The organism is Microbacterium rhizosphaerae, assembly GCF_034120055.1.
Classification (GTDB): Bacteria; Actinomycetota; Actinomycetes; order Actinomycetales; family Microbacteriaceae; genus Microbacterium; species Microbacterium rhizosphaerae.
The window spans coordinates 2,628,941-2,654,623 of sequence record NZ_CP139368.1; the positions used below are offsets into that span (position 1 = coordinate 2,628,941).

The window sequence follows — 25,683 nt, forward strand, 5'->3', positions numbered from 1 at the left end:
GGATCGGTCGACGGGACGGGGCGGGCTGCCGACGCATCCCACCCCGCTCCGTTCCCCGGATGCCGCCTAGGCGAACGCCTCGACCGGCGGGCAGGCGCACACGAGGTTGCGGTCTCCCCACGCGTTGTCGATGCGGCGCACCGGCGGCCAGTATTTGGTGCGCACCAGCGTGTGCACGGGGTAGACCGCCGTCTCGCGGGAGTAGGGGTGCGTCCACTCCTCCGCGACGATCGACTCCGCGGTGTGCGGGGCGTTGACGAGGGGGTTGTCGTCCGCCGGCCACTCCCTCGCGCCCACCGCGATGGCCTCCGCCTTGATGGCGATCATGGCGTCGACGAAGCGATCGAGCTCGGCGAGGTCCTCCGACTCCGTCGGCTCGACCATGAGCGTCCCGGCGACGGGGAACGACATCGTCGGCGCGTGGAACCCGTAGTCGATGAGGCGCTTGGCCACGTCGTCGACCGTCACCCCGGTGTCGTCCTTCAAGGGCCGCAGATCGAGGATGCACTCGTGGGCGACGAGTCCGCCGGCTCCCGTGTAGAGCACCGGGTAGTGCTCGCGCAGACGCGCGGCGAGGTAGTTCGCCGCGAGCACGGCGGCGGACGTCGCATCCTTCAGCCCCGCGGCGCCCATCATGCGCACGTACGCCCACGAGATCGGGAGGATGCTGGCCGAGCCGTAGGGTGCGGCCGAGATCGGGCCGCCCTCGAACACGAAGCCACCCGCGTGATCGGCGCGCTGGGCGAGGTTGTGGGCCGGCAGATAGGGCGCGAGGTGCGCCTTGGCCGCGACCGGGCCTACACCCGGCCCGCCGCCGCCGTGCGGGATGGCGAACGTCTTGTGCAGGTTCAGGTGCGACACGTCGCCGCCGAGGTCGCCGAAGCGGGCGTAGCCGAGGAGCGCATTCAGGTTCGCGCCGTCGACGTACACCTGGCCGCCGGCGTCGTGCACGGCCTGGGTGATGTCGACGACATCCTGCTCGTACACGCCGTGCGTGGACGGGTAGGTGATCATGAGCGCGGCCAGCTCGTCGGCGTGCGCCGTGATCTTCGTGCGCAGGTCGTCGAGGTCGACGTTGCCCGCGTCGTCGCACGCGACGACCACGACCCGCATCCCCGCGAGGACCGCGGACGCCGCGTTGGTGCCGTGCGCGGACGACGGGATGAGGCACAACGTGCGCTGCGCGTCGCCGTTCGCGTGGTGGTAGCCGCGGATGGCCAGCAGGCCCGCCAGCTCGCCCTGCGAGCCGGCGTTCGGCTGCAGCGAGACCGCGTCGTACCCGGTGACCTCGGCCAGCCACGACTCGAGCTGCTCGATCATCGCCAGGTAGCCGTGCACGTCCTGCTCGGGCGCGAAGGGGTGCACGCGCGAGAACTCCGGCCACGACACCGCCGCCATCTCGGTGGCCGCGTTGAGCTTCATCGTGCACGAGCCGAGCGGGATCATGCCGCGGTCGAGCGCGTAGTCACGGTCGGCGAGCTGCTTCAGGTAGCGCATCATCGCCGTCTCGCTGCGGTGCGTATTGAAGACGGGATGCTCGAGGTACGCGTCATCCCGCATCAGCGATGCGGACACCGCACGCAGCGGCGTCGCGTCGGCGTAGGCCAGGTCGCGCACGTCGTTCTCGTCCGCCTCCGGCAGCCCCAACGCCCACGCGACGGCCGCCAGGTCGTCGGCCGTGGTCGTCTCGTCGACGGAGATGCCGACGGTCGCGTCATCCACCCAGTGCAACTGGAAGCCCTTCGACCGCGCGCGCTCGATCACCCGCCGGGACGGACCCGGCGTGACGACGCGGATGGTGTCGAAGAACGCGTCGGCGACGAGGTGCAGGTCGTAGGAGCGCAAGCGCTCCGCGAGCGCCTCGGCCTTGCGCGCGACCTCGGTCGCGATCTCGCGCAGGCCGTCCGGCCCGTGGTAGACCGCGTACATCGACGCCATGACGGCCAGGAGCACCTGTGCGGTGCAGATGTTCGAGGTCGCCTTCTCACGACGGATGTGCTGCTCGCGGGTCTGCAGGGAGAGCCGGTAGGCCGGGTGCCCGGTGGCGTCCTGCGAGACGCCGACGAGGCGGCCGGGCATCTGTCGCTCGATGCCCTGGCGCACCGCCATGTAGCCGGCGTGCGGGCCGCCGAAGCCGAGCGGGACGCCGAAGCGCTGGGTCGTGCCCACCGCGATGTCCGCGCCGAGCGAGCCGGGCGAGCGCAGCAGCGTGAGGGCGAGGAGATCCGCCGCGACCACCGCGAGCCCGCCTGCGCGGTGGACGGCGTCGATGACGCCCGACGGATCCCAGACGCGGCCGGTCGCTCCCGGGTACTGCACGAACACGCCGAACGGCTCGACAGGCTCGCCGACCGAGTTCGCGAACGGCGCGCCGTTCGCGAGGTCGGCCTCGACGATCCTGATGCCGACCGCGGCCGCACGCGCGTGCAGCAGCGACTTGGTCTGCGGGAAGGCGTCCGTGTCGACGACGAAGGTCGCCGAGGTGGACTTCGAGACGCGCCGGGCGGCGAGCATCCCCTCCACGACGGCGGTCGATTCGTCGAGCATCGACGCGTTGGCGGTCTGCAGCCCGGTGAGGTCGGTCACCATCGTCTGGAAGTTGATCAGCGCCTCGAGGCGGCCCTGCGAGATCTCCGGCTGGTACGGCGTGTACGCCGTGTACCAGGACGGGTTCTCGAACACGTTCCGTGCGATCACGGAGGGCGTGATCGTGTCGTAGTAGCCGAGGCCGATCATGGGGCGCGCGGTGCGGTTCTGCGAGGCCAGCGCGCGCAGCTCTGCCAGCGCCTCGGCCTCGGTCGCCGCCGGGGGGATGTGCGTCGTCTCGCGCGGCTGCGCGTGGATGGATGCCGGCACGGCGGCCTCGACGAGCGCCTCGACCGTGTCGTAGCCGACGACCTCGAGCATCGCGCGCTGCGCGGCGGCGTCCGTCCCGATGTGGCGATCGGTGAAGGCGGTCATGCAGCCCCCTCCGTGAGGGCGACATAGGCAGCGCGGTCGAGGAGGGCCTCGACCGCGGCCGGGTCGACCCGCACCTTGATGAGCCAGCCCTCGCCGAACGCGTCGGCGTTCACGAGCGACGGGTCGGCGTCGACGGCGCCGTTGACCTCGAGGACCTCGCCGGACAGCGGCGCGTACAGCTCGCCCACCGACTTGGTCGACTCGATCTCGCCGCACACGTCGTTGGCGCCGACGGCGGAGCCCACGGAGGGAAGGTCGACGTAGACGATGTCACCGAGCTGCTCCGCGGCGTAGTCCGTGATGCCGATGGTCGCGACATCGCCGTCGAGGGCGACCCATTCGTGCTCGGCGGTGTACTTGAGGGCGTCGAGATCGGTCATTTGTTCCTCCGGTAGAAGGGCAGGGCGGTGACGGTGGCGGGGATGCGGGTGCCGCGGACATCGATGGAGAGCACAGTGCCCTCCGCCGCCGCGGCGGGGGTGACGAAGGCCATCGCGATCGGGTGGCCCAGAGTGGGGCTCAGCGCCCCGCTCGTGATCTCGCCGACGACGTCGTCGCCGAGAAGAACGCTGTAGCCGGCGCGGCCGGCGCGCTTGCCGTCCGACGTGAGACCGACCAGGACGGTGGCGCGAGGCGCGGGCGTCGTGTGGCCCTTGCCGACGAAGTCCTCCTTGGCGTCGACGACGACGCGGCCGAGGCCGGCCTGGGCGGGCACGATCGCGCGCGACAGCTCATGGCCGTAGAGGGGCATGCCCGCCTCGAGGCGCAGCGTGTCACGTGCGGCGAGCCCGGCGGGCACCAGCCCGAGCGGCTCGCCAGTGGCGAGGAGCGCGTCCCACAGCGCGCCGGCGGCCTCGTTCGCGACGAGCAGCTCGAAGCCGTCCTCGCCCGTGTAGCCGGTGCGGGCGACGAACAGCCACGCGCCGTCGAACGTTCCCTCGCGCCACGCGTAGTAGCCGAGGGTGTCGAGGTCGGGGATCTGCACCCCGGGGGTCGCGCGAACGATCTGCTCGGCGATGGGGCCCTGCACGGCGATGAGCGAGAGGTCCTCGGTCGCATCCTCGATGATCGGCGCGTCGGCGCCGAACGTCAGCGACTCCCCGAGGATCGGGTTCTCGACGACCGTCGGGGTGGCGTTCCACGCGTCGAGACCGGCCGCGAACGCCGCTGCCACGGCATCCCGATTGCCCGCGTTGGACACCACGAGGAAGTACTGCTCGCCGGTGCGGTACACGATGACGTCGTCGATGATCGTGCCGTCGTCCGCGAGGACGAGCGAGTACTTCGCCTTGCCGATCGCCATGGCCGAGATGCGCCCCGCCAGCACGTAGTCGAGAAATTCCGCGGCACGGCCGTCGTGGACCCAGAACTCCGCCATATGCGAGATGTCGAACAGTCCGGCGGCCTCGCGGACGGCACGGTGCTCGGCGAGGTCGGAGCCGTAGCGGACGGGCATCAACCAGCCGCCGAAGTCGGTGAAGGACGCACCGAGAGCCTCGTGGCGGTCACGGAGCGGGGTGTATCGGGGGTCTGTCATGAGTTCTCCCGTTGCGGGTGGGCAGCCGTCGGTCGGCGGCTGAGAACTCCCCCTCTGTCATGGGCCTGAGAGCTTCGCGAGTGCAGGGCACGCGCTTTCACCGTCGGCGGATTCCGAGAGAACATCGCAGGAGATCGTGGGGACCTGAAGAGATCGGGTCACCGGGGTTTCGACTCGGCGCTGGAGCGCCTCGCTCAACCCGATTTCTCGCTTCGCTCGAAATCGCTTTTCAGAGCGGCCTGACCCGCGCGGTACACGGACCTGAGAGATTGGCGGGGAGCTTGCTCCTTCGGTGCCCGGCATACCGGGGCTCTCCCGCGAGGGTCATGAGGCCTTATTCAGTTGGCCCGTCAAGCATAGCGGCGGGATGCGTCCCCGTCACGACGCAGATCCGGGGCTCGCCGGACGTCCGGGCTTCAGGCCGCGCACTGGGTGGGGGCCACCGGCGTCTGCAGCCTCGACGCCTCCCGCACGACGGGAGCGATCTGGTCCGACGTCTCCGCGTACCCGCGCGACGAGTCGTTCTCGTCGCGGGCGAACACCAGGCCGGCGACCGTGCCCTGCGCGGTCAGCAGCGGGCCGCCGGAGTTGCCCGGCTTGACCTGCGCCTGGAGCGCGTAGACCGAGCGGACGGCATCCTTCTTGTTGTAGATGTCGGGCACCGAGACGCTTCCCGTCGACAGGACGCGGGCGGGGGTCACGGTGAACGGTCCGCCGTACGGGTAGCCCTCGACGACGGCGGAGGAGCCGGCCGGAAGCGTCGGAGTCAGGCGCAGGGATGCCGCCCTCAGCCCCGGGACGGCGACGACGGCGAGGTCCTTCTCCGGGTCGAAGTAGACGACGCGGCCCTCCTGCGCCGTCTGCCCGGGCAGCTCGACGACGGGGCGGTCGACGCCCGCGACGACGTGCGCGTTCGTGAGGAGTCGTCCCGGGGCGACGACGAACCCACTGCCGGTCACGCTCACGCCGCAGGCGTAGGCCGTGCCGCTGATGCGCGCGACCGAGCGCGCCGCGCTCGAGAGTGCGGGATCGGCGAGGTTCACGGGAGGCTGCGGGCTCGCGGCGACGCCCGGGAGCGCCAGTCCGAAGCTCGGCAGGCCGCCGTCGAGCATGTCGGCCCGCAGCTGCGCGATGCCGGCCGCGACCGGCTCGGGAGTGAGGTTCTCGATGGTGGTGAGCACGCGCGAGGATGCCACCGCGGACGACACGGTGGGGATGCCGACGGCCGCGATGCCGCTGCCGACGAGCGACAGCGTCAGTGCCGCGATCACCAGGGTCGCCGCTCCCCCGAGCACGCGCTCGAACGGGCGCAGCGGGGTGCGGTCGACGCCGCGACGCACGAGCAGCCCGAGGGCGGCGCCGCCCCAGGCGCCGAGGACGAGGAGCGCGATGGAGGCGAACACCGTGGTGAATGCGCGCCAGCCGGGCGCGGGGATGACGCTGCCGAGGAGCGGAACGAGCCAGTACGCCGCCGCGGCGCCCGCGATCAGGCCGATGAGGGTGCCGATGCTCGCGAAGAAGCCGCGGGTCAGTCCGCTGATGAGCGCGCCGATCAGGACCGCGATCAGGATGATGTCGACGACGTCCACACTCCGACGCTAGGTCTGATCCCTGAGAGCACGCCGATTTGCGGTTCTGGTCATCATGACTCTAAGATCGCTTCGGAGAGTTAAAGTCACCATGACACGAACACCGCCTGAACCGGATGCCGCGACCCGCGTCGCAGTGTCGACCGTGATCTTCACCCTGCGCCGGATGCCGCATGCCGAGCGCGCGGCCGTCGTGCTGCCGCTCGTGCGGCGCACACGCGATCCCTTCGAGGGCCGCTGGGCGCTCCCGGGCGGCTGGCTGGACGTCACGGAAGGCCTGGATGCCGCGGCTTCCCGCACCCTCGCCGAGACGACCGGTCTCGCCCCGAGCTATCTGGAGCAGCTGTACGCGTTCGGCGACGTCGACCGCTCCCCCACTCGTGTCGTATCCATCGTGTACTGGGCCCTGCTGCGCTCGGACGAGGTCGACGCGCAGCTCGCCGAGCACGCCGCGCGCGGGGACGCTCCGGAGAACGTCTCGTGGTTCGACGCGGCATCCCTCCCGCCCCTCGCCTTCGATCACAACCAGATCGTCGACTACGCGCTGTGGCGCCTGCGCAACAAGGTGGGCTACAGCCGCATCGCGCACGGCCTGCTGCCGGACGCCTTCACCCTGGGCGAGCTGCGCGAGGTGAACGAGTCGATCCTCGGGCGGCGCCTGGACCCGGCGAACTTCCGGCGCCAGGCCGAGGCATCCGGCACCCTCATCCCCACCGACGCCTTCCGTACGGGCAGCCACCGCCCCGCCCGCCTCTACCGGTACAACCGCGACGTCGAACTGGCCGAACGCGGACCGCTCCTTCCCGCCGGGTCCCCGGCATCCCCCTCCCCTGAAGGGATCCACGCATGACCGTCACCTCGCTCACTCTGGAGCCCCGCCCGATCGACCCGTCGGTCGACCACGGCATCCAGGCCATCGTCGCCGGCGCATCGAGCGCCGAGACGTGCAACACGGACCTCGCCGCCGGTCCGTGGGACTTCGACATCCGGGCGGGATACGGCCCCGGCGCCTCCATGGGGGACGTCATCCCGACCGGCGCACCCCGCCAGGGAGGCCTGCCGCAGGAGTACCGGGACGCGTCGGAGGACGAGCTGCACGCCCGCATCGCCGCCGCCAAGGCCGCGCTCGGCGAACGGGTCGTCATCCTCGGCCACTTCTATCAGCGGGAAGAGGTCGTGCGGCACGCCGACTACGTCGGAGACTCGTTCCAGCTCGCAGGCTTCGCGAAGCAGCACCCCGAGGCCGAGGCGATCGTCTTCTGCGGCGTGCACTTCATGGCCGAGACCGCCGATCTGCTGTCGCAGCCGGAGCAGGCCGTCATCCTGCCGAACCTCGCCGCCGGATGCTCGATGGCCGACATGGCCGACATCGACGAGGTCGAGGACTGCTGGGAGCAGCTCGCTGAGATCTACGGCGACATGGAGGCCGTGGACGAGGAGGGGCTCGTGCCGGTCGTCCCCGTGACGTACATGAACTCATCGGCGGCGATCAAGGGGTTCGTCGGACGGCACGGCGGGATCGTCTGCACGTCGTCCAACGCACGCACCGTGCTGGAGTGGGCCTACGCTCGCGGACGTCGCGTCCTCTTCTTCCCTGACCAGCACCTCGGCCGCAACACCGCGAAGGCCATGGGCGTGCCGCTCGAGCAGATGCCGATGTGGAACCCGCACAAGCCGCTCGGCGGCTCGTCGCAGGTCGAGCTGGAAGACGCCAAGGTCATCCTGTGGCACGGGTTCTGCTCGGTGCACCGCCGGTTCACCGTCGACCAGATCGACAAGGCCCGCGCCGAGCACCCGGGCGTGCGCGTCATCGTGCACCCCGAATGCCCCATGGCGGTCGTGGATGCGGCGGACGAAGCCGGATCGACGGACTATATCCGCAAGGCGATCGCGGCGGCCGACGAGCCGACGACGTTCGCCGTCGGCACCGAGATCAACCTCGTGCAGCGCCTGGCCGCGCAGTACCCGCAGCACGAGATCTTCTGCCTCGATCCCGTCGTCTGCCCCTGCTCGACGATGTACCGCATCCACCCCGGCTACCTGGCGTGGGTGCTGGAGGAGCTCGTCGCCGGGTCCGTGGTCAACCGGGTGACGGTGCCGGCGGACGTCGCCGACCCCGCACGCGTTGCCCTCGAGCGGATGCTGGCGGCCCGGCCATGACGGCGCCCAGGCGCCGTCCGGACGCATCGCCGGACGTGATCGTCGTCGGCAGCGGCATCGCCGGCCTCACCGCCGCACTGCACGCGGCGGACGGCGGCTGCCGCGTCACCCTCGTCACGAAGGACGAGCTCGAGCACGCCAACACGCGCTACGCGCAGGGCGGCATCGCCGCGGTGCTGTTCGACGACGACCGCATCGAGGACCACATCGAGGACACCCTCACCGCCGCCGCGGGGCTCGCCGACCCGGAAGCCGTGCGCGTGCTCGCCGCGGAGGGCCCCCAGCGCATCCGCGAGCTCATCGACCTCGGCGTCGCGTTCGACCGCGCCGCGGACGGAACGCTGGCGAAAGGCCTCGAAGCGGCGCACTCGTATCCGCGGGTCGTCCACGCGGGAGGCGACGCGACGGGCCTGGCGATCGAGAAGGCACTCGTGGCCCGTGTGCGCACGGCTGCGATCGCCGTGGTCGAGCACGCCTTCCTCGTCGACCTCGTCGTCGACGACGGGCGGGTGGTCGGCGTCGAGCTGCTGATCGACGGACGGCACCACCGGATGGATGCGGACGCGGTCGTCCTCGCGACCGGCGGCGTCGGTCAGCTGTACACCTCCACGACGAACCCGTCGGTCGCGACCGGCGACGGCATCGCGGCTGCGATCCGCGCCGGTGCGGAAGTCCGCGACCTCGAGTTCGTACAGTTCCATCCGACGGTGTTGATAGGAACGGCTGGCGCCGCCCCGGGCGCAAGCCCCACGGGGAACCCGAACACCGCCGATCCGTTCCTGGTGTCCGAGGCCGTGCGCGGCGAGGGCGCGGTGCTGGTCGACGAGTCCGGCCGCCGGTTCGCCTTCGACTCCCACCCGGATGGAGAGCTCGCACCGCGCGACGTCGTCGCCCGGGCGATGGGCCGACAGATCGCCCTGCAGGAGGGACGTCCCGTGTTCCTGGATGCGACCGCCCTCGGCGCCGAGCGGCTCGCGAGCCGATTCCCGACCATCGATCGAGCGGTCCGCGAGCGCGGCTGGGACTGGACGCGCGAGCCGATCCCGGTGGCACCGGCCGCGCACTACCTCATGGGCGGCGTCGTCACCGACCTGGAGGGGCGCACGAGCGTCCCGGGTCTGTACGCCGTCGGCGAGGTGGCGCGCACCGGTGTGCACGGCGCGAACCGGCTCGCATCCAACTCCCTGCTGGAGGGCGCGGTCTTCGGCGCCCGTGCGGGCGACGCCATCGCACGGGAGGCGTCTCACCCTCACGCGACCCCACATCGAATCGCCGAGCCCGCATCCGATCCGCGCGCATCGAGCGGGGGTTCGGGAAACGAGCGCGGGCTCGCGGGCGAGTCGGACGCGTTCTCCCGGGCGGCTCTGCAGCAGCTCATGTGGGCGGATGCGGGACTCGTGCGGGATGCTGCGGGCCTGCGGCACGCGGCATCCCGCATCGCCGCCTGGCGCGCGCAACCGCGAGACCACGCCACGGTCGAGGAGCTCGAGGACGACAACCTGCTGCTCGTCGCACAGCATGTCGTCGCCGCCGCCCTGTCTCGCACGGCCTCCGTCGGAGCGCACTTCCGCAGTGACGACGTCCCCCCGGCGGAGGGCGCCCCCTCCGTCCTCGAGTCGATCGGAGCATGCTGATGCTCACCCGCTCGACCATCGATCGCGTGGTCGCGGCCGCGCTGGACGAGGACGCTCCGTGGGGCGATCTGACCGGCGAAGCGCTGATTCCGGCCGACGCCACCGCGCGCGCCGAGCTGGCCGCCCGTGAAGACGGCGTGTTCAGCGGCGGGGACGTGTTCGAGGCTGCGTTCCGGCTGACCGATCGGGCGATCCGCGTGGAACTGCGCACCGCAGACGGCGCGAGCTTCACCGCCGGCGACACGCTGGCCGTCGTCGAGGGCCCTGCTCGTGCCGTGCTCACCGCCGAGCGCGTCGGCCTGAACTTCACGCAGCGCATGTCGGGCATCGCGACCCTGACCGCCCGCTACGTGTCGGAGATCGACGGGACCCGTGCGCGGATCGTCGACACGCGCAAGACCACACCCGGCCTGCGCGCATTCGAGCGGCACGCCGTCGTCTGCGGCGGCGGTCACAACCACCGCTTCTCGCTGTCGGACGCCGTCATGGCCAAGGACAACCATCTCGCCGTCCTCCGGTCCGGTGGCGCCGACCTCACCGCGGCCCTGCGCGCGGCGCTCGATCGGCTGCCGCACACGACCCACGTGGAGGTCGAGGTGGACCGGCTCGACCAGATCGAGCCGGTGCTCGCAGCCGGCATCGACACGATCATGCTCGACAACTTCTCGCTGGACGACCTGCGCGCAGGGGTGGCGCAGGTCGCGGGCCGTGCGGTGGTCGAGGCGTCCGGCGGCGTGACCCTCGACACGGTCCGCGCGATCGCCCAGACCGGCGTCGACGTCATCTCGGTGGGCGCGCTGACCCACTCGGCGCGGGCTCTCGACCTCGGCCTCGACATCCGCATCGGCGACTGACGTGCTCTACCTCGACAACGCGGCGACGACGGCGGTCCGCCCCGAGGTGCTCGAGGCGATGGTGCCGTTCCTGACGCGCACGTTCGGCAACCCGTCGAGCCATCACACCGTCGGCGAGGAGGCGGCCTCCGCGCTCGCCGATGCGCGCGTGCGGGTCGCCCGGGTCATCGGGATGCGCCCCGGCGACATCGTCTTCACGTCCGGCGGCACGGAGGCGAACAACCTGGCGGTGAAGGGCATCTCGATCGCGGCCGCGCTGAACCGAGGGGCCCGGCATGTGGTCACGTCGCCGATCGAGCACGAGTCGATCCTCGCGTCCGTCGACTACCTGCGGCGCGTCCACGGCTTCGACGTGACAGCGCTTCCGGTCGACGGGACGGGCACGGTCTCCCCCGTCGCCCTCGCCGCTGCGCTGCGCGACGACACCGCACTCATGGCGCTCGGCTACGCGAACAACGAGATCGGCACGGTCCAGGATGCGCCGGCCTTGGCCGCCGTCGCGCGGGAGCGGCGCATCCCGTTCCATCTCGACGCCGTGCAGGCGGCGGGCTGGCTGCCGCTGGCCGGGACGGATGCCGACTCCCTCGCGGTCGCCGGCCACAAGGTCGGCGCGCCCAAGGGCACCGGGATGCTCGCCGTGCGCAGCCGGATCCCGCTCGAGCCCCTGCTGCACGGCGGCGGCCAGGAGCGCGGCCGCCGCAGCGGCACCGAGGACGTCGCCGGAGCGGTCGGGCTCGCGACGGCGCTCGAGCTCGCCGAGGCGGAGCGGGTGGAGGATGCCGCCGCCGTGGGCGCGATCTGCACGCGGTTCATCCAGCGGGTGCTCGCCCTCGTCCCCACGGCCCGGTCGACCGGCGACCCGCTGCACCGCCTCCCCGGTACCGCCGGCTTCACGTTCGAGGGGACGAGCGGCGAGGCGGTGCTGCTGGAGCTCGAGCGCCGCGGGGTCGTCTCCTCGAGCGGATCGGCCTGCGCCGCGGGCAGCGACGAGCCGTCGCACGTCCTGGTCGCGCTCGGGATCGCACCTGAGGTCGCGCAGACAGCCGTGCGCTTCACCCTCCCGCATGGGCTGCGGACCTCGCTGGATGACGTGGCCGACGCGGTCGCCGCATCCGTCGCCGCCGTCGCCGGGATGTGACGGCAGCGGGCCGACCCTGCTCCGGCTCCCCGTAGTATCGGGCGCGTGAGCCGACCCGTCGTCACCGTCCTCGTGCCCGGCCGCGACGTCGGCGCCTTCGCCGCAGAGGCGATCGCATCACTGCGCGCGCAGACGTTCGCGGACTGGGCGGCGATCCTCGTCGACGACGGCTCGGCCGACGTCACGAGCACGGTCTTCGACAACGCGGCGGCGGAGGACGACCGCATCCGCGTCATCCGGCACGCCGAGTCCCGTGGGCTCGGCGCCGCCCGCAATGCGGCGCTGGAGCTCGTCGACACGCCGTACGTCGGCTTCCTCGACGCCGACGACATCCTGCGTCCGCGGGCGCTCGAGCGGCTCGTCGCAACGGTGACGGCGACGGGGAGCGACCTCGTCGTCGGCGCGTACGTGCGGCTGCGTCCCGATGTCGACGGCGGCTACCGCACCGGCGAGGTGCAGCCGTGGGTGTCGGCATCCACCGATCCCGAGCGTCATGGCGTGACCCTCGCGACCCACCCGGCCGCCGCCGGCAACATCGTCGCCTGGTCGAAGCTCTCGCGCACCGAACTCTGGGACGGCCTGCGCTTCCCCGAGGGACGCGCCTACGAGGACCAGGTCGTCGCGCAGCGGCTGTACACGCGGGCCGAGGCGTTCGATGTCATCCCGGACATCGTCGTCGAGTGGCGCGAGCGCGCCGACGGCACGTCGATCACGCAGCGCAAGGCGGAGCTTCCGATCCTGCGCGACTACCTGGATGCGCTCGCCGGCGGCATCGCGGTGCTCGACGAGCGGCGACTGGATGCGGCGGCCGCCAGCCGCGTCTCCCTCATCTTCCGGCTCGACCTTCCGCCGCTGCTGCAGATCGCACGGACGCACGCGGACCCGGAGTACCGCGCTCTGCTCGAGGCGTTCGTGCGCGACCTCGCGATGCGTCCCGGTGCGCCCAAGCGTGCGGACGACCTCGTCGCCCTCGGCTGAGGACGCTCAGGCGCCCTCGATGCGGGAGGCGGCGAGCTGCTCGGCGGCGAGCGCCGAATACAGGCCGCCGCGGGCGAGCAGCTCGCCGTGCGTCCCGGACTCGACGATGCGCCCCGCGTCCACGACGTGGATGACGTCGGCGTCCACGATGGTCGACAGGCGGTGCGCGACCGTGATGGTGGTGCGGCCTCGGGCCGCGGCATCCAGTGCCTCCTGCACGACCCGCTCGGACACCGTGTCGAGCGCGGACGTCGCCTCGTCGAGCAGCAGGACCGGTGGATCCTTCAGCAGCACGCGCGCGATCGCGATGCGCTGCTTCTCGCCGCCCGACAGGCGATAGCCCCGCTCACCGACGACCGTGTCATAGCCGTGTGCGAACCCGGCGATGACGTGGTGGATGTTGGCCGCCGTGCACGCGGCCACGAGCTCGTCGTCCGTCGCATCGGGCTTGGCGTAGAGCAGGTTCTCGCGGATGGTCGCGTGGAAGAGATACGTCTCCTGGGTGACGATGCCGACATGGTCGATGATCGACTGATGCACGAGCGAGCGCACGTCGGCGCCCGCGAACATGACGCTTCCGCCGCTCGCCTCGTACAGCCGCGGCGTGAGGTACAGCACCGTGGTCTTGCCGGCGCCGCTCGGCCCGACGAAGGCGACGTGCTGGCCCGGCTCGGCACGGAAGGAGACCCGGTCCAGCGTGGGCCGGAGGGAGCCGCCGCCATCCGGATACCGGAACGAGACGTCCCGGAACTCCACACTCCCGGCGGGGCCCGGCGCATCCTCGACGCGGATCGCGTCCGGTTCGTCGGCGATGGCCGGCACGAGGTCCATGTACTCGAAGATGCGGGCGAACACCGCCTGCGATGTCTGCAGGTCGAGCGCGACCCGCATGAGGCCCATGAGCGGCTGCAGGAGCCGTGCCTGCACCGTGGTGAAGGCGACGATCGTGCCGGCGGTGATGACCGCGTTGCCGTTGGCGAGGATGATGCCCGACACCAGGTAGATCACCGCGGGGACGCTCGCCATGATGACCCCGACGAGGGCGAAGAATCCCTGGCCGCTCATCGCGCGGCGCACCTGCAGCCGCACCTGGTTGCGGTTCTCGGCGCGGTAGCGGTCGCCCTCCGCCTGCTGGCGGTTGAACGACTTCGACAGCAGGATGCCCGACACACTGAGGGTCTCCTGCGTGATGGCCGTGAGCTCGGAGAGCGACTCCTGCGTCTGCGCGGCGATGCGCGCGCGCACCTGCCCGACGCGCCGCTGCACGATGGCCAGGACGGGCATGATGATCACCGCGATGATCGTCAGCCGCCAGTCGATGAGGATCATGGCCACGAGGGATGCGACGACCGTGACGGTGTTGCCGAGGATGCTCGTCACGGTGTTGGTGAGGACGTCCGCCACAGCGCCGACGTCGTTCTGGAGACGGGACTGCACGGCCCCCGTCTTCGTCCGGGTGAAGAATCCGAGCTCCATGGACTGGAGATGGTCGAACAGGCCGACGCGCAGGTCGCCCGTCACGGAGTTTCCGACCGTGGAGGTCAGCCACGTCTGCACGACGCCGAGGCCGGCCGAGATGAGGAACAGCGCGATCATCGCGGCGACCAGTCGGAAGAGCAGGGTCAGGTTCGGGCCGCCGCCGGTCGTCGGGAACAGGGCGTCGTCGAAGACGCGCTGGACGATGAGCGGCGGGATGACGGCGATCGCCGCCCCCGCGATGACGAGCATCGCCGTGAGGACGATGCGGCCCCGGTAGGGCCGGAAGAGGTCGACGGCGCGCTTTCCGAGGTCCTTGATCTGCGGGGCTGCGGCGTTCGCCGCGCGCTGGGCGCGCGCATCCACTCCGCGGAAGGCGACCGGTCCGCCGCCGGGGTGTCCCATGGCCATCAGAGAGCTCCGCTCTTCACATGCAGTCGTGCGTCACGCGCTGCGCGGGATGTCAACTCAGCCCTGTCACGAGGTTGATGACGGTCGCCAGGATGACGGCTCCGAACAGGTACGCGAGCAGCGTCTGGGCGATGACGATCCGCCGGATCTCATTCGACCGCACGTTGGTGTCCGCAACCTGATAGGTCATCCCGAGCCCGACGGAGAAGTACGCGAAGTCCGTGTACATCGGGTCCTCGTCCTGGTTGAACGAGATGCCGCCGACCGGCTCCGCGTAGTAGACGCGGGCGTAGCGGAGCATGTAGTCCACCTGGATGAGAATCCAGGATGCCGCGACGCTGAGCACGGCGATCCCGGCGAGCTCGAATGACTCCGCACCGGACGCATGACGCGCCTGGATCACCACGAACACCACCGCCGCGAGGCTCGTCACCGAGCCGGCCAGCGCGATCAGTCGTGCCGCGGCCCGTCCCGGGTCCTCCGCGATCGCGTAGTCGCGCGTGCGCGCGGCATCCATGTTCCACACGAAGATGAGGATCCACGTCACGTTCACGATGGCGAGGAAGGCCCACCCGATGAGCAGTCCCGCGGCCAGTCCGAGCTGCGTCCCGACGGTGATCCCCGCGCCCACGCCGACGGCGAGCGAGAACAGGAATCGGATCCGCACGGAGTGACGCAGAGGCGGTGTGGTCATGACGGAATCGTTTCACGAAAGTCGGAATGCGATGTCGGACCCCGCTGTTAGGTTGCTACGTGCCGCGCTTCGCGGCCCATTCTCTTTCACGCGGCGTGCATCCGCATCACCGTGTGAGGACTCTGCAGAGGGGACGACCCATGGCCGCCACCGACACGACACCGGGAACGGGAAGCCTTCCCACCGCGCCCGCCGCTCCGAGGCTTCGCCCCGAGGAGAGCCGCGTGGTGTGGCTGCTCCTGGCCGCCGCGTTCGTCGCCATCCTCAACGAGACGACGATGGGCGTCGCGATCCCGCACCTCATCACCGACCTCGGCATCACGGCGCTGGCCGCGCAGTGGCTGACGACGGCGTTCATGCTGACCATGGCGGTCGTCATCCCGATCACCGGCTTCCTGCTCCGCCGCTTCACGACGCGCACGATGTTCGTCGCCGCGATGGGCCTGTTCTCACTCGGCACGCTCATCGCGTTCCTCGCGCCCGGGTTCCCCGTGCTGCTGGTCGCCCGCGTCGTCCAGGCCTCGGGCACCGCGATCATGATGCCGTTGCTCATGACCACCCTGATGACCGTCGTGCCACCCGCCATCCGCGGCCGCATGATGGGCCGGGTCAGCATCGTGATCTCGCTGGCCCCGGCGATCGGCCCGACGCTCGCCGGCGCGCTGCTGAACAGCTTCGAGTGGCGCTGGATCTTCGGTCTCGTGCTCCCGATCGCGGTCGTCGTGCTCGTCGTCGGGGCACGCTGGATCCACAACCTGGGCGAGACGACGCATGCGCCGATCGACGTGCTGTCCGTGATCCTGTCGGCGCTGGGCTTCGGCGGGCTCGTGTTCGGGCTCAGCCAGCTGGGTGCGGGTGCAGGCGGCACGGGAGCGGATGCCGCGGCGGCCGCCGCCGCATCCACCACGACGCTCGTGGTGTCGCTCGCGGTGGGCGTCCTCTCGCTCGGCCTCTTCGGCTGGCGCCAGGTGATCCTGCAGCGCAAGGACGACGCCCTCCTCGACCTGCGCGTCTTCAAGAGCGCGAACTTCACGCTCTCGATCGCGCAGATGGCGATCATGTCGATGGCGTTCTTCGGCGCCATCACGGTCGTTCCGCTCTACCTGCAGGACGTCCTGAAGGTCACGCCGCTCGTCACGGGCCTCGTGGTGCTGCCGGGTGCTCTCGCCATGGGCCTCACCGGCCCCGTCATCGGACGCATCTACGACCGCTGGGGCACCAGGGTCCTGCTCGTGCCCGGTGCCGTGGTCACGAGCGGGATGCTCTGGTACTACACGACGTTCACGCCGGCGACGCCGGTGTGGGTGATCGCCGTGGCGCAGACCGTGCTGTCGATCGGGCTGGCGCTGTCGTTCACCCCGCTGTTCACGGCATCCCTCGGATCGCTCGAGCCCCGTTTCTACTCGTACGGATCGGCCGTCCTCGGCACCGTGCAGCAGGTCGCGGGCGCTGCGGGCATCGCCCTCATGTTCGGTGTCATGGCGGCGGCATCCGCGGCTGCCGCCGCCTCGGGCGCGGATTCGGTCGCCGCGCAGGCGGCCGGCACACAGGCGGCCTTCCTCACGGCCGCGATCCTGTCGCTGCCGCTGCTCGTCGGCGCCTTCCTCGTCCGAAAGCCGGCGGACCAGATCGGCGCGCCGGCCGAGGGCGAGTTCGCCGCGCACTGAATGCCTCTGTCGCCTTCGGCTCCGGCGTCCTAGCGTGATCTGCGGAGCCGAAGGAGACAGCGATGATCGTCATCCCCCCAGCCGAGTCGGACGCGACGGGACACGTCGCCGACATGTACGCCGGAGACCTCGAGAGCGACGGGTTCGTGTTCGCCCACACGAAGGCGATGGCGATCAACCCCGGGGCGCATGAGGCGTTCGAGGCCCTCATCCGTGCCATCGTGCCCTCGATCGGCATACGCACCTATGAGCTCGCGACGCTGGGAGCAGCGCGCGGCATCCGGTCGAAGCACTGCCTGCTCGCGCACGGGCGCAAGACCCTCCGCGCCAACGCGATGGACGAGGAGCAGCTGCAGCGGGTCGCGGTCGACTACCGCGACGCCGACCTCTCAGCCGCGGATGTCGCGGTGATGGCGTACGCGGAGAAGCTGTCGACGGATGCCACATCCATGACCGACGCCGACAGCCGGGAACTGCGCGATCTCGGTTTCAGCGACAGGCAGATCGTCGACATCACGCTGGCGGCCGCGGCCCGGAACTACTTCAGCCGCACGCTCCAGGCGCTGGCCGTGCCGCTCGACGACGTGCCGGGACTCTCCCCCGCGCTCGCCGACGCCCTGCTCTCACCCACGCGCTGAGCGGGCGTCAGGCCACTCCGCCCTGGCAGAACGGGCAGTACTGGCCGCTCGACGAGCCCGTGCCGCCCGGGATGTCGAGGATCGTCGTGCCGCAGACCGGGCACGCCTCGCCGGTGCGCCCGTGGACGCGCATCGAGGCGACCTTGGCGGCCTTGAGCTCTGCGATCGGGATGCCGCGCCGGGCCGCCGTCGCATCCCGCATCACCGACTCGACCGCCGCGAACAGCCGGTCGCGCTCGTCATCCGACAGCGCTGCCGCGTGCGCGAGGGGGGCGATCTTCGCGGTGTGCAGGATCTCGTCGGAGTAGGCGTTGCCGATGCCTGCGATCGACTCCTGCTCCTGCAGGAGAGCCTTCAGCTGCTTGCGCCGCGAGCCGACGACGCGGTCGAAGTCGCGTCGGCTGTACGACGGGTCGAGGGGGTCGGCGCCGAGCTTGGCGATGGAGCCGACCTCCATCGGATCGTCGACGACCGAGACGCCGAGCGACAGCCACTCGCCCGCATCCGTGAGCTCCAGCTGTGCGCCGTCGAAGGCCAGGTGTGCCACGACCGGCGCCGGTGTCTCCGCTGTCACCGGATCCCATGCGGCCCAGCCCGCGCGGCCGAAGCTGATGACCAGGTGCGGGCCCCGGCCCTCGTCGGTGGCGAGGTCGACATGCTTGCCGTAGCGGCGCACCCCGGTCACCGTGTGGCCTTCGAGCTGCGCGAGAGGCCGGGCGCGGGTCTTCAGGACGCGGAACTCCTCGAGCTCGCCGCCGAGGAAGTCCCGGCCGGCGAGCCGGGCGCCGAGGTCGTCTGCCAGCACCTGCACTTCGGGAGACTCGGGCATGGCTCCAGTGTGCCACCGTGCCCCGACACCGCCGACGGCCCGGTCAGTGCGTGACGACGGCCTTGAGCAGGATGAGGACGCCCCCGAACGCGGCCGTGACGACGGCGCTCAGGATGCGCGGAGCCCAGTGCGTGCTCCACCGCGCGACGGCGATCCAGCCGAGGGCGCCCAGCAGCACCGTGTTCACAATGAGCGCCGCCCATTGGGCGGTGGTGTCGTCGATCGCCTGGCTCGCTCCGAGCAGCAGGATGACCAGCGGCGGCAGCGAGGCATACACCATCCCGCTCGAGTGCTTGGCCGCGGCGGCGAAGCTCGGGCCGACGCCGGCGTGGCCGTTCGTCGCGGCGAGCCGCCCGAGGGCGCCTGCGTAGACGTGGGCGGCGAAGAAGACGATCACGGTCACCACGACTGCGATGAACGCATCCCACGCGCTGCCGTTGGCGGCGGCGCTCGCGACGATCATCCCCGAGACGAGGATGAGCCCGTAGATGGCCTCCTCGGATGTGAGGATGCGGTTGACCCGCGGGCTGATGTTGAGCTGTTCGTCGGTCATGGCCGGCGCGAACAGTGCCGGGTCAGCCGATGCAGCAGCTGTCGCCGCCGCAGCACGCGCCGGCGGAGTCGACGACGGCCAGAAGGTTCTTCTCGTCGGGGACGGTCAGAAGCGTCAGCGGGGCGGAGGCGGGCGAAGTCGTCATGGGCTCCATGCTATCGACCTTCAGTCCGACTCGGCCCGGCTCGGCGCTCAGTCATCGTGTCGAGGATCTCGACCAGCCGCTCGAAGGTCGTCCGCGGGTTGAGAATCGCGAAGCGGGCGTTGGTGCGGCCGGCGTGCGAGCTGGGGGTCACGAAGGCGATCTGCTCGTCCAGCAGCTGAGCGGACCACCGGTTGTAATCCTCCTTCGTCCAGCCCTCCCGCTCGAACACGACGACCGACAGCATCGGCTGGCGCACGAGACTCAGTTCGGGTCGACTCTCGATCTCATCCGCGATCCGCCGGGCCAGCTCGATGCTGTGGCTCACCGCATCCCGGTACACGCCCGCCCCGTATGTCGCGAGCGAGAACCACAGCGGCAGCCCGCGGGGGCGACGGGTGAGGTGGATGGCGAAGTCGGACGGGCTCCAGTCCCCTGTCTCGGTGAGGGTGTCGAGGTACTCGGCGTGCTGCGTGTGCGCGATGCGCCCCAGCTGAGGGTCGCGGTAGATGAGCGCACACGCATCGAACGGCGCGAACAGCCACTTGTGCGGGTCCACGACGAGCGAGTCGGCGCGCTCGACACCGGCGAAGAGCGAGCGAGTCAGGGGGGACAGCATCCCCGCGAGCCCGTACGCGCCGTCGACGTGCAGCCAGAACTCGAACTCGTCCTTGAGCGCGGCGATGCCGGCGATGTCGTCGACGATGCCGAAGTTCGTCGAGCCGGCCGTGGCGACGACGGCGAAGACGCGGTCGCCGTGCTCCTCGAGCGCCGCACGAACGGCGTCGGCGCGCAGGATGCCGTCCTCCCCGGCGGGAACCGCGATGACGTCGACGTCCATCACCTTGGCCGCGGAGATGTTCGAGGAGTGCGCCTCGACGCTGCAGACCATCGCGAAGCGCTCGGGGCTCCTGCCGCGGCGGCGGGCCGCGTCGCGCGCGGCCACGAGGGCCGAGAGGTTGCCGAGCGTGCCGCCCTGGACGAAGACACCGCCGGCGCCCTCGGGAAGCCCGAACTCGGCGGCGAGCCAGCGCAGCACCTCGTTCTCCGCGTGCACGGCGCCGGCGCCTTCGAGCCACGAGCCGCCGTAGAGGACGCTCGCCGAGACCACGACGTCGAAGGCCGCTGCGGCCTTCGTGGGAGCGGCCGGGATGAACGAGAGGTACGCCGGATCGTCGATCGAGATGCACGCCGGCGCGAGGACGTGCTCGAAGATGCCGAGCGCCTTGCGGGCACCGATCCCCTGCTCGCTGATCGTGCGGCCGGCGAGCCGCACGAGTTCGGCCTGCGGAAGGGGCTTGTCGAGCGGAGTGTCCTGCGCGAGGAGGCGGTTGCGCGAGTACTCGAGGACGAGGTCGACGATAGCCGCCGTCTCGTCCGACACCTCGTGCATGCGGGCGCTGTCTGCTGCGGTCATGGTTCCTCCTCCTAGGGCACCGCAATGGTGGCACGGCGGCGATGCCAGGCGCTACCTGACCGGACGCGCAGGACGACGGCGGCCCGCATCCTCGATCGGATGCGGGCCGCCGGCACGTGAGGACGTCAGCTGATCTTGCGCCGGTAGAGCGACATCGACACGGCATAGCCGACGACGAGGATGCCGACGCACCAGGCGAGCGCCACCCAGATGTCGCCACCCACGGGCTGCCCCGCGAACAGAGCCCTCGTCGTGTCCACGATCGAGGTCACCGGCTGGTTCTCGGCGAACCAGCGCACGGGACCGGGCATGCTCTCGGTCGGCACGAACGCCGAGCTGATGAAGGGCAGGAAGATCAGTGGGTAGGCGAAGGCACTCGCGCCATCCACGGTCTTCGCGGACAGTCCCGCGATGACGGCCAGCCACGTGAGCGCCAGCGTGAACAGCACCAGGATGCCGATGACGGCCAGCCAGGCGCCGACGCTCGCTCCGGTGCGGAACCCCATGATGAGCGCCACGCCGATGACGATCGCGACCGACACGAGGTTGGCGACGAGCGAGGTCAGCACCTGCGCCCACAGCACGCCCGATCGCGCGATCGGCAGCGAGTGGAAGCGTTCGAAGATGCCGCTCTGCAGATCCATGAACAGGCGGTACGCCGTATACGCGATGCCCGAGGCGATGGTGATGAGCAGGATGCCGGGCAGCATGTAGTCGATGTACGACCCCTTGGCGCTGCCCAGGTCGATCGCCCCGCTGAACACGTAGACGAACAGCAGCATCAGCGCGATCGGAGTCACGGCGGTCGTGATGATGGTGTCGGGGCTGCGCAGGATGTGCCGCAGCGAGCGACCGGTGAGCACGGCGGTGTCGCCGATGGTGTGCGCGGTCATCGTCCTTCCTTCCCTGTGGCGGCGGCATCCTTCTCGGGGTCGCCGGCGGTCTCGTGCTCTGTCGCGTCCTCCTCGCCGGTCAGGGCGAAGAACACGTCCTCGAGGCTCGGCTGCTTCTCGACGTATTCGACCTTCGCCGGCGGCAGCAGCTGCTTGAGCTCGGCGAGCGTGCCGTCGACGATGATCGTGCCCTTGTGCAGGATCGCGATCTGGTTCGCCAGCTGCTCGGCCTCCTCGAGATACTGCGTGGTCAGCAGGACCGTGGTGCCCCCGCTCGCGAGCTCGCGGACCGCGTCCCACACCTCGTTGCGCGCAGCCGGGTCGAGGCCCGTCGTCGGCTCGTCGAGGAAGATCACCGACGGGCTGCCGATGAGACTCATCGCGATGTCGAGGCGGCGGCGCATGCCGCCGGAGTACGTCCCGACCCGGCGGGAACCGGCATCCGTCAGCGAGAATCGGGCCAGGAGCGCGTCGGCGATCCCGCCCGGGTCCTTCTGGTGGCGCAGCTTGGCGATGAGGATGAGGTTCTCGCGGCCGGTGAGCACCTCGTCCACAGCGGCGAACTGGCCCGTGAGGCTCACCGTCTCGCGCACCTTCTGGGCCTGCGCCGTGACGTCGAAGCCCGCGATCGACGCGATGCCGGCATCGGGCTTCAGGAGGGTCGAGAGGATGCGGACGACCGTGGTCTTGCCCGCGCCGTTCGACCCGAGGAGGGCGAAGATGCTCCCTCGTGCGACGTCGAAGTCGACGCCCTTCAGCACGTGCAGGTCCTTGTAGGACTTCTCCAGACCCTGCACATGGATCGCGGCATCCGCGGTCATGATCGTTCCTCCTTCTCTGCATCGTCGATCGCCTTCACGAGGCGGGCGCGCTCCTTGTCGATCCACTGCTTGCCGGCGTACGAGGCGGCGACCTCGTCGGCGAACGCCACCGGGTCGTCGCCGACGATCTCGCGCAGCGGAGTTCCGTCGGCCGCCGCGCGCTCCCACATGTCGACCTGGTCGCCCATCATCCGCATGAGCGTGTCGCCGTCGGTGATGCCGCCCGCGTACATGAAGTAGCGCTGCACGGCCTTCGCGGCCGAGCCGTAGGGCTCCGGCAGCGCCTCGAGACGCGCCTTGTACTGCTTGTACTGCTTCTTCTGCTCCAGCGAGCCCGTCAGGGTCTCGATCCAGTTCGCCATCTCAGTTGTTCCCTTCGGAGTGTTCCTGCTGAATGTGTGTCATGCGGTCGGCGAGCGAGTTCCAACTGCCCCAGAACTCGCCCAGCTGATCTCGTCCCTGCGCGTTGAGCGAGTAGACCTTGCGCGGCGGACCCTTCTCGGACGGCACCTTCTCGACGTCGACCAGGCCCTTCTGCTCGATGCGCAGGAGGACGGCGTAGATCGTGCCCTCGACGATGTCCGCGAAGCCGCGGTCTCGAAGCTCTGACGTGATCTCGTACCCGTACGCGGGACGCGTCGCGAGGATCGACAGGACGATGCCCTCCAGAACGCCCTTGAGCATCTCGGTGTCCTGCTTGCCCATCGGTGTCCCCCTCTCTGCTACTCAGTGTTGTTGACTACCAGTAGACGGTAACACTGAGTACCGGTAGATAGCAACACCAAGTACCGAATTTCTTTCACGAACTCATCACGCGCTGGTGCCGGCAAACGACGACAGCGACATCTGAGCCTCACGCCGCTGCGCAGACCTCCACGAAGGAGCTCACGCGGCCTTGTGGAGGAAGCGAAACTCGTGGCGGCCGAGCCCCTTCAGGATCCCGTCGAAGGGGTGCCCGAAGGCGGCGCGGCCGCGGCGGAAGCGTCCGGCCGTGCGGCCATCATTTACTCGTGCGATGAATCGGTGCGTGGACTCCGCGCGCGCTGCTAGATCGGCACACTGATCTCGTCGTCCGAGGCCCGCTCGTCGGGCAGCTCGGCAGGCTCGGGGACGAGGTGGAGGCCCGCCGAGGAGTTCGCGGCGAACATCAGGGCCTCGAGCCACCGGCGGTTCAGCTGCGCCCGTCGGCTGCCCGCATAGCTGAAGACGATCGAGGAGTGGGGGTGCAGCCACACGGTGGTCCGGCCGCTGCCCAGGCTGCGATCGACCGTCCAGTTGAACGTGAACGCCTCGCCGCGCCGCAGTTTCGTGCCGATCACACTTTGCAGGTGAAGCAGGACTCGATCCTCGATGTCGAGTCGCGTGTCGTTCTCGTAGATGAACTTGCCCACGGGCCCGCCCTTCTGGTCCCCGGGCAAGCGCCCGTGTCTCGATCCCCGATCACGAGTATTTTATCCTTCAAACGCAAGTCATATCCCGCAACCGCACGAATTGACGTCTGCGGATTCGCGGGGTGAGATGGAGGGGTGGACGGGATGGATGGCTCCGAGCCGCGACCGACGCATGAGCCCGGGTCATCGACGGCGGTCCTGGTGCGGGACGAACCCCGCTCTTCGTCCGGATCGCCCGTCCTCCGCCGGGACGAGAGTGGTTCCGGACTCGTCGTCTCGGAGATCACCACGACGATCGCCGGCGGGGTTCCCGGGTCGACGGGTGCGGACGATCCGCAGGTCCACGGGGATGACGTGGCCATCGATGCGGGCGCCCTCGACGAGTTCGCCCGACGGGTCCTCGACCGCGAGCGGTTCCACGTCGAGTTCCGCGGGTGGGAGCCGGAGACACCGCAGGCGACTCAGCAATGGCGCGAGATGGTCGCCTACGTTCAGCCGCTGATACGCCGCGGCCTCACGACGGATCCGATTCTCGGCCGTCCCCTGCAAGACCTGATCATCGCCACGTTCCTGCGCACCTTCCCCACCAACATCGACGACCCCGTCGCCGCCCCGGGCGCTGTGACCGCGGCCGTGGGCCGCGCGATCCGATACCTCGAGGACCACTTCGCGCGACCGGTGCGTATGCCGGACGTCGTCGCGGCCTCCCGGCTCTCACCCCGCGGCCTGCAGGCGGCGTTCCAGCGCGAGCTGTCCTGCACCCCCAGCGGATACCTGCGACGCATCCGCCTCACCGCTGCGCACCGCGAGCTGCGGCTCGCGGACTCGACATCCAGCGCGACCGTCGCGCAGATCGCTCGCGCGTCGGGCTTCACCCACATCGGTCGTTTCTCCGTGGCCTACCGCGACGCGTACGGCGAGTCGCCGCGCGAGACGCTTCGTCGGTGAGGCCGGGGTGACGTATTTCGACCGCGCGTTCGGTTCGAACGACATCGGCGAGGCCGAGCAGTGGATGGATGCCGCCTACGGCCGGGTCGACCTCGATCCGCGGTTCCAGCGATACGACGAGCGGATGAGGGGCGACGACCGCTTCTTCCTCACCGCTGCGCGCATGGACGGCACCTACAGCTGCCTCATCGACCCCGGCCTGTTCATCGTCGCGACGGCCACGCCCGGCTTCAGCTGGATGAGGGATCGTGACGAAGGCAGCCTCTTCGACCAGCCCGCCATCTTCCAGCCCGGCGATCCCTACTCCGTCGTCGCGAGCAACACCGAGGTGCACGCCGTCGGATTCGCGACGGATGCGCTGCGGCGAAGCGCTCGGCTCCTGTGCGGGGATGACGAGCTCGAGCTGCGGTTCGACGGGGTGCGCGCGGCGTCGCGGGAGTCCGCCGCCACGCTCCTGGCCGCACTCGACCTCGTCCACGGACACGCGCGCGAGGGGCTCCTCAGCAACGACCTCTTCCGTGCGCGCGTCTACCGGCACATCGCGATCCGGACGCTCGACTCGTTCCGAGTGGTCGGCGACCGGCACCGGCTGCGGGTCTCGGCGGAGCGCCGGCATTCGATCTACCGTCTCGCCGCCGACTACTTCCACGAGCATGCGTCTCTCCCCATCACGCTGGAGGACGCCGCCGAGGCGGTGGGTGCATCCGTGCCCGAGCTCGACCTCGCGTTTCGCGCCTACGCGCCCGGGGAGGAGAGCCCGACCGTGTTCCTGCAGGGCGTCCGGCTCGAGGCCGCGCTGCGCGATCTGCAGGCGGGTGATCCGACGCTGGGCAGCACCGTGGGCGAGATCGCGACACGCTGGGGCTTTCCGTCCCCGAGCCGCTTCGCCGCGCAGTTCCGGGCCGCCTACGGCGTGAATCCGAAGTCGGTGCTCGACCGCTGACCCGCCGAA

Annotated in this window: 25 protein-coding genes and 1 riboswitch; of the genes, 10 read left to right on the forward strand and 15 right to left on the reverse strand. The window is 70.4% G+C overall.

The features are described 5' to 3' along the window. Positions 1 to 66: 66 nt before the first annotated feature. From gcvP to SM116_RS11880, 4 genes are all read right to left on the reverse strand, one after another. On the reverse strand, positions 67 to 2,961 hold the full coding sequence (gene gcvP / locus SM116_RS11865) for an aminomethyl-transferring glycine dehydrogenase (RefSeq protein WP_320941191.1): 2,895 nt from the start codon (positions 2,959 to 2,961) through the stop codon (positions 67 to 69). After that, entirely contained in the window at positions 2,958 to 3,341 is a 384-nt protein-coding gene (gcvH, locus tag SM116_RS11870) for a glycine cleavage system protein GcvH (RefSeq protein ID WP_320941192.1), read from the reverse strand. The genes gcvP and gcvH overlap by 4 nt, the downstream gene beginning before the upstream one ends. Continuing rightward, positions 3,338 to 4,498 carry an aminomethyl transferase family protein gene (locus tag SM116_RS11875; RefSeq protein WP_320941193.1) on the reverse strand — a complete coding sequence of 387 codons (1,161 nt, stop codon included), beginning with the start codon at positions 4,496 to 4,498 and terminating at the stop codon, positions 3,338 to 3,340. The genes gcvH and SM116_RS11875 overlap by 4 nt, the downstream gene beginning before the upstream one ends. 239 nt (positions 4,499 to 4,737) lie before the next feature. Continuing rightward, positions 4,738 to 4,826: riboswitch (glycine riboswitch) on the reverse strand. Between the two features lie 88 nt (positions 4,827 to 4,914). Then, complete coding sequence (locus tag SM116_RS11880; RefSeq protein WP_320941194.1) at positions 4,915 to 6,087, reverse strand: MarP family serine protease; 1,173 nt, start codon at positions 6,085 to 6,087, stop codon at positions 4,915 to 4,917. 91 nt (positions 6,088 to 6,178) lie between these two features. Here SM116_RS11880 and SM116_RS11885 point away from each other — a divergent pair, with 91 nt between their 5' ends. The 6 genes from SM116_RS11885 to SM116_RS11910 are packed head-to-tail and all read left to right on the forward strand — an operon-like array spanning position 6,179 to position 12,851. Further along, complete coding sequence (locus tag SM116_RS11885) at positions 6,179 to 6,937, forward strand: NUDIX hydrolase (RefSeq protein WP_320941195.1); 759 nt, start codon at positions 6,179 to 6,181, stop codon at positions 6,935 to 6,937. Then, entirely contained in the window at positions 6,934 to 8,247 is a 1,314-nt protein-coding gene (nadA, locus tag SM116_RS11890) for a quinolinate synthase NadA (RefSeq protein ID WP_320941196.1), read from the forward strand. Before SM116_RS11885 ends, nadA begins: the two co-directional genes overlap by 4 nt. Further along, positions 8,244 to 9,881 (forward strand): L-aspartate oxidase, encoded by a 1,638-nt coding sequence (gene nadB / locus SM116_RS11895; protein ID WP_320941197.1) that lies wholly within the window; start codon positions 8,244 to 8,246, stop codon positions 9,879 to 9,881. Before nadA ends, nadB begins: the two co-directional genes overlap by 4 nt. Then, a complete protein-coding gene (gene nadC / locus SM116_RS11900; RefSeq protein WP_320944162.1) occupies positions 9,881 to 10,735 on the forward strand; it encodes a carboxylating nicotinate-nucleotide diphosphorylase in 855 nt (284 codons plus the stop codon). Before nadB ends, nadC begins: the two co-directional genes overlap by 1 nt. Position 10,736: 1 nt before the next feature. Beyond that, positions 10,737 to 11,873 carry a cysteine desulfurase family protein gene (locus SM116_RS11905; protein WP_320941198.1) on the forward strand — a complete coding sequence of 379 codons (1,137 nt, stop codon included), beginning with the start codon at positions 10,737 to 10,739 and terminating at the stop codon, positions 11,871 to 11,873. Positions 11,874 to 11,918: 45 nt separating this feature from the next. After that, positions 11,919 to 12,851, forward strand: a complete 933-nt coding sequence (locus SM116_RS11910; protein ID WP_320941199.1) for a glycosyltransferase family 2 protein — start codon at positions 11,919 to 11,921, stop codon at positions 12,849 to 12,851. A 6-nt stretch (positions 12,852 to 12,857) separates the two neighbouring features. On the opposite strand, the gene SM116_RS11915 is transcribed toward SM116_RS11910, so the two are convergent. Then, on the reverse strand, positions 12,858 to 14,732 hold the full coding sequence (locus SM116_RS11915) for an ABC transporter ATP-binding protein (protein ID WP_320944163.1): 1,875 nt from the start codon (positions 14,730 to 14,732) through the stop codon (positions 12,858 to 12,860). A 58-nt stretch (positions 14,733 to 14,790) separates the two neighbouring features. After that, on the reverse strand, positions 14,791 to 15,432 hold the full coding sequence (locus SM116_RS11920) for a DUF1345 domain-containing protein (RefSeq protein ID WP_320941200.1): 642 nt from the start codon (positions 15,430 to 15,432) through the stop codon (positions 14,791 to 14,793). A 140-nt stretch (positions 15,433 to 15,572) separates the two neighbouring features. On the opposite strand from SM116_RS11920, the gene SM116_RS11925 reads away from it, so the two are divergent. Then, positions 15,573 to 17,099 (forward strand): MDR family MFS transporter, encoded by a 1,527-nt coding sequence (locus SM116_RS11925; protein WP_320941201.1) that lies wholly within the window; start codon positions 15,573 to 15,575, stop codon positions 17,097 to 17,099. Positions 17,100 to 17,161: 62 nt separating this feature from the next. After that, on the forward strand, positions 17,162 to 17,737 hold the full coding sequence (locus SM116_RS11930) for a carboxymuconolactone decarboxylase family protein (RefSeq protein WP_320941202.1): 576 nt from the start codon (positions 17,162 to 17,164) through the stop codon (positions 17,735 to 17,737). Between the two features lie 7 nt (positions 17,738 to 17,744). Here the strand turns inward: SM116_RS11930 and SM116_RS11935 are convergent, their stop codons facing one another. The 9 genes from SM116_RS11935 to SM116_RS11975 form a co-directional block, all read right to left on the reverse strand. Then, the gene (locus SM116_RS11935) at positions 17,745 to 18,566 is read right to left on the reverse strand and encodes a DNA-formamidopyrimidine glycosylase family protein (RefSeq protein ID WP_320941203.1); all 822 of its coding nucleotides are present in this window, start codon (positions 18,564 to 18,566) and stop codon (positions 17,745 to 17,747) included. Between the two features lie 43 nt (positions 18,567 to 18,609). After that, a complete protein-coding gene (locus SM116_RS11940; RefSeq protein ID WP_320941204.1) occupies positions 18,610 to 19,119 on the reverse strand; it encodes a hypothetical protein in 510 nt (169 codons plus the stop codon). Positions 19,120 to 19,141: 22 nt separating this feature from the next. Further along, positions 19,142 to 19,264, reverse strand: a complete 123-nt coding sequence (locus SM116_RS11945; RefSeq protein WP_320941205.1) for a hypothetical protein — start codon at positions 19,262 to 19,264, stop codon at positions 19,142 to 19,144. 10 nt (positions 19,265 to 19,274) lie between these two features. Continuing rightward, entirely contained in the window at positions 19,275 to 20,678 is a 1,404-nt protein-coding gene (locus SM116_RS11950; protein ID WP_320941206.1) for a pyridoxal phosphate-dependent decarboxylase family protein, read from the reverse strand. A 125-nt stretch (positions 20,679 to 20,803) separates the two neighbouring features. Then, positions 20,804 to 21,571 carry an ABC transporter permease gene (locus SM116_RS11955; RefSeq protein ID WP_320941207.1) on the reverse strand — a complete coding sequence of 256 codons (768 nt, stop codon included), beginning with the start codon at positions 21,569 to 21,571 and terminating at the stop codon, positions 20,804 to 20,806. Then, a complete protein-coding gene (locus SM116_RS11960) occupies positions 21,568 to 22,392 on the reverse strand; it encodes an ABC transporter ATP-binding protein (protein ID WP_320941208.1) in 825 nt (274 codons plus the stop codon). Before SM116_RS11960 ends, SM116_RS11955 begins: the two co-directional genes overlap by 4 nt. Next, positions 22,389 to 22,754 (reverse strand): DUF1048 domain-containing protein, encoded by a 366-nt coding sequence (locus SM116_RS11965; protein WP_320941209.1) that lies wholly within the window; start codon positions 22,752 to 22,754, stop codon positions 22,389 to 22,391. Before SM116_RS11965 ends, SM116_RS11960 begins: the two co-directional genes overlap by 4 nt. 1 nt (position 22,755) lies before the next feature. Continuing rightward, positions 22,756 to 23,097: a PadR family transcriptional regulator gene (locus tag SM116_RS11970; protein WP_320941210.1), complete on the reverse strand. Its 342-nt coding sequence runs from the start codon at positions 23,095 to 23,097 to the stop codon at positions 22,756 to 22,758. A 341-nt stretch (positions 23,098 to 23,438) separates the two neighbouring features. Then, positions 23,439 to 23,783: a DUF7882 family protein gene (locus tag SM116_RS11975; protein ID WP_320941211.1), complete on the reverse strand. Its 345-nt coding sequence runs from the start codon at positions 23,781 to 23,783 to the stop codon at positions 23,439 to 23,441. Positions 23,784 to 23,984: 201 nt separating this feature from the next. On the opposite strand from SM116_RS11975, the gene SM116_RS11980 reads away from it, so the two are divergent. Together SM116_RS11980 and SM116_RS11985 are read left to right on the forward strand one after the other, a co-directional pair. Next, a complete protein-coding gene (locus SM116_RS11980; protein ID WP_320941212.1) occupies positions 23,985 to 24,731 on the forward strand; it encodes a helix-turn-helix transcriptional regulator in 747 nt (248 codons plus the stop codon). Positions 24,732 to 24,738: 7 nt separating this feature from the next. Further along, positions 24,739 to 25,674, forward strand: a complete 936-nt coding sequence (locus SM116_RS11985; protein WP_320941213.1) for a helix-turn-helix transcriptional regulator — start codon at positions 24,739 to 24,741, stop codon at positions 25,672 to 25,674. Positions 25,675 to 25,683 lie beyond the last annotated feature (9 nt).

Coding starts and splice junctions, on each gene's coding strand:
- gcvP (WP_320941191.1), bottom strand. CDS start 2,961: ATGACCGCCTTCACCGATCGCCACATCGGGACGGACGCCGCCGCGCAG.
- gcvH (WP_320941192.1), bottom strand. CDS start 3,341: ATGACCGATCTCGACGCCCTCAAGTACACCGCCGAGCACGAATGGGTC.
- SM116_RS11875 (WP_320941193.1), bottom strand. CDS start 4,498: ATGACAGACCCCCGATACACCCCGCTCCGTGACCGCCACGAGGCTCTC.
- SM116_RS11885 (WP_320941195.1), top strand. CDS start 6,179: ATGACACGAACACCGCCTGAACCGGATGCCGCGACCCGCGTCGCAGTG.
- nadA (WP_320941196.1), top strand. CDS start 6,934: ATGACCGTCACCTCGCTCACTCTGGAGCCCCGCCCGATCGACCCGTCG.
- nadB (WP_320941197.1), top strand. CDS start 8,244: ATGACGGCGCCCAGGCGCCGTCCGGACGCATCGCCGGACGTGATCGTC.
- nadC (WP_320944162.1), top strand. CDS start 9,881: ATGCTCACCCGCTCGACCATCGATCGCGTGGTCGCGGCCGCGCTGGAC.
- SM116_RS11915 (WP_320944163.1), bottom strand. CDS start 14,732: ATGGGACACCCCGGCGGCGGACCGGTCGCCTTCCGCGGAGTGGATGCG.
- SM116_RS11920 (WP_320941200.1), bottom strand. CDS start 15,432: ATGACCACACCGCCTCTGCGTCACTCCGTGCGGATCCGATTCCTGTTC.
- SM116_RS11925 (WP_320941201.1), top strand. CDS start 15,573: ATGGCCGCCACCGACACGACACCGGGAACGGGAAGCCTTCCCACCGCG.
- SM116_RS11930 (WP_320941202.1), top strand. CDS start 17,162: ATGATCGTCATCCCCCCAGCCGAGTCGGACGCGACGGGACACGTCGCC.
- SM116_RS11935 (WP_320941203.1), bottom strand. CDS start 18,566: ATGCCCGAGTCTCCCGAAGTGCAGGTGCTGGCAGACGACCTCGGCGCC.
- SM116_RS11940 (WP_320941204.1), bottom strand. CDS start 19,119: ATGACCGACGAACAGCTCAACATCAGCCCGCGGGTCAACCGCATCCTC.
- SM116_RS11945 (WP_320941205.1), bottom strand. CDS start 19,264: ATGACGACTTCGCCCGCCTCCGCCCCGCTGACGCTTCTGACCGTCCCC.
- SM116_RS11950 (WP_320941206.1), bottom strand. CDS start 20,678: ATGACCGCAGCAGACAGCGCCCGCATGCACGAGGTGTCGGACGAGACG.
- SM116_RS11955 (WP_320941207.1), bottom strand. CDS start 21,571: ATGACCGCGCACACCATCGGCGACACCGCCGTGCTCACCGGTCGCTCG.
- SM116_RS11960 (WP_320941208.1), bottom strand. CDS start 22,392: ATGACCGCGGATGCCGCGATCCATGTGCAGGGTCTGGAGAAGTCCTAC.
- SM116_RS11965 (WP_320941209.1), bottom strand. CDS start 22,754: ATGGCGAACTGGATCGAGACCCTGACGGGCTCGCTGGAGCAGAAGAAG.
- SM116_RS11970 (WP_320941210.1), bottom strand. CDS start 23,097: ATGGGCAAGCAGGACACCGAGATGCTCAAGGGCGTTCTGGAGGGCATC.